This is a genomic window from Cellulomonas rhizosphaerae (assembly GCF_003470205.1).
GTDB classification, from domain to species: domain Bacteria; phylum Actinomycetota; class Actinomycetes; order Actinomycetales; family Cellulomonadaceae; genus Cellulomonas; species Cellulomonas rhizosphaerae.
Map to the genome: position 1 here is coordinate 1 of NZ_QWKP01000028.1, position 2,634 is coordinate 2,634.

At 77.8% G+C, this 2,634-nt stretch carries 2 protein-coding genes; one reads left to right on the forward strand and one right to left on the reverse strand.

The window, feature by feature from the left end; genetic code table 11:
* Positions 1-1,872: helicase-associated domain-containing protein (locus D1825_RS00325; RefSeq protein WP_118765567.1), on the reverse strand; the 1,872-nt coding region annotated here is incomplete at its 3' end.
* A gap of 81 nt (positions 1,873-1,953) precedes the next feature.
* On the opposite strand from D1825_RS00325, the gene D1825_RS00330 reads away from it, so the two are divergent.
* Positions 1,954-2,634, forward strand: a 681-nt coding sequence (locus tag D1825_RS00330; protein ID WP_407643284.1) for a M20 metallopeptidase family protein, incomplete at its 3' end; no start/stop codon positions are given.

Consider the following 2,634-nt stretch of genomic DNA (forward strand, 5'->3'; position numbering starts at 1 on the left):
CGCGGCGGCCCGGCCGCGTCGGCCGACGCGCCGGACCTCGCGCGCGACGTGCAGCACGTGCCCGTCGGGGGTCTCGGCCGCGGGCGCGAGGCCCTGGGCCCGCAGCGCGTCGATGAGCTCGCGCGTCGGCGCCTGCGCGGCGAGCACGGTCGGCGCGAGCGTGAACAGGCCGAGCCCGGACAGCTTCGGGTTGTCGACGAGCCCCGCCAGCAGGGCGGGGTCGTCGCTGCGCAGGTAGCTCGAGGCGGCGCCCGCGCGGAGGCGGCCGTGCCGGCGCGCGGCGTCGCGCACCAGGTACTCCAGCGGCTGGGGCACGGGGCCGCGGGAGAACCGCGCGAGCTCGGCGAGCAGGCCCTCCGCCGTCGCGCCGTCGTCGAACGCGAGGCGCACGGTGTCCGCGGTGAAGCGCACGGTGACCGCCCCGCCGCGCGACTCGACGCGCGCGGTGCGGGCGATCAGGGCCTCGAGCTCGTCGCTCGGACGGCCCGGGACGATGCCGGTCAGGTCGCCCTGCAGCAGGATCTCGTCGAGCGACGGAGGCAGCGTCGCCTCGAACGTCGCGACGGCCTCGTCGGCCGACGAGAGCAGCGCACGCCCGGCGTCGGAGAGCGCACCCGCGCCCAGCACGCCCACGTCCGCGGCCTCGGCGAGCACCGCGGCGACGGCCGCGACGGGCGGCACCGACCGCGGCGTGCGCCAGGCCAGCACCTCGAGCACCGCGTCGGCGTCGGGAGCGGCACCCGCCGGCTGGGCGGCCAGCATGCCGAGCACGGACCGACGCAGGCGGGGCGCCCACGCGCGGTTCAGGTCCGGGCTCAGCGCCGGGCGGACGGTGCCGGCCTCGTCGCGGCCGCCGACGAGCCATGGCGTGCGGGTCGTCGCGAGCCAGGTCGAGGCGAGCAGTCCCCAGCGCGTCGCGACGGGGGCCACCGACCACTCGTCCATCGCGACCGTCGGGACGAAGGACGGTAGCTCCTCGCCGTCGTCGCCCACCAGCCCTGCAGCCGCGGCCAGCTCGACGACCAGCGCGGCGAGCCGCTCGTCGACCTCGAGCTCGGTGGCGACCCGGCGCAGCTCGCGCACGCCCAGCCCGCCCGAGCGCAGCACGCCCGCGGGGTTCTCCTCCCACAGCCGGCCCAGCTGAGCGACGAGGCGCACGATCCGCTCGCCCGCGTCGGTGCCCTCGGCGGCGACGGTCGCGGGCAGACGCGTGGCGAAGTGCGGGGTCGGCGCGAGCGCGGCGGCGCGGTGGGTGCGGCCACGGCGCAGCGCGAGAGCCACGGTGCGGGGGAGCACCACGTGCCTGCCGTCGCCCATCACGAGCAGGCGGCGGCGCACCATCCAGTCGACGGCCGCCGCGGTGGCCGTCGCGTTGGACGGTGCGAGGCCCACGGGCGGGCCCCAGGTCAGGGCGTCGAGGACCGGCGCGACGCCCGCGGGTGCCTCGGGCAGCACGTCGACGACGTCGGCGGGAGGGTCGGTCGGCGACGCGGGCGCCAGGCCCGCCGGGTACGGGCCGAGCAGCTCGGCCAGGCCGGGCGCGGGGTGCAGGCCCTCGGCGTCGCGGAAGATCAGCGCGAGCTCGCCCGCACGCTCGAGCGCGGAGTCGACGAGCTCCACGCCCGCCGCGGTGTCCGCGATCGCCGCCCGCACGTCGGCGTCGGGTCCGAGGGCGACGACGGCCTCGAGCACCTGCAGCACGCCGGCGTCGACCGAGGCGAGCGCGCGCTCGAGGCTCCCGCGGCTCGTCGCGCGCACGCCCAGGGACGCGATGGTCGTCGGTGAGGGCACGGCGAGGTCCGGGCGCCCGCGCAGCAGCGCGACGAGATCGTCGTCGGAGCGCGAGCGCAGGAAGCCGGTGAAGGTGGACATCCGTCCCACGATACGGGGGTGGGTGTGAGCCGGGTAACGTCCACTGATCGAACGACCGACGAAACGGAGCCTCGCGTGCCCCTGTCCGAGAACGTCCTGGCCGGCCTGCGGGCCGACGCGTCCGCCCAGCTCCCGCAGATCGCCGAGCTGCGGCACGCGCTGCACCGCGTGCCCGAGATCGGGCTCGACCTGCCGCTCACGCAGCAGCTCGTGCTCGACGCGCTCGCGGACCTGGGCCTCGAGGTCAGCACGGGCACCGCGCTCTCGTCCGTGACCGCCGTGCTGCACGGCGGCACGCCGGGCCCGGCCGTGCTGCTGCGCGGCGACATGGACTCGCTGCCGGTCACCGAGGACAGCGGCGAGGACTTCACGTCCGAGCACGTGGGGGTCATGCACGCGTGCGGCCACGACCTGCACGTCGCGGGCCTCGTCGCCGCTGCCCGCCTGCTCGCCGCGCGCCGGGACGAGATCGCCGGGTCGGTCGTCTTCATGTTCCAGCCGGGCGAGGAGGGCGACGGCGGCGCCGAGCAGATGATCGCCGAGGGCGTGCTCGACGCCGCGGGCGAGCGGGTCGTCGCCGCCTACGGGGTGCACGTCGCCTCGGCGCTCGTGCCGACCGGTGCGGTCGCCGGCCGGGCGGGCACCGCGATGGCTGCCGCGGACACCGTGCGCATCACCGTGAACGGCGAGGGCGGGCACGGCTCGGCCCCGCACCGCGCGCTCGACCCCGTGCCCGTCGCGGCCGAGATCGTGCTGGCGATC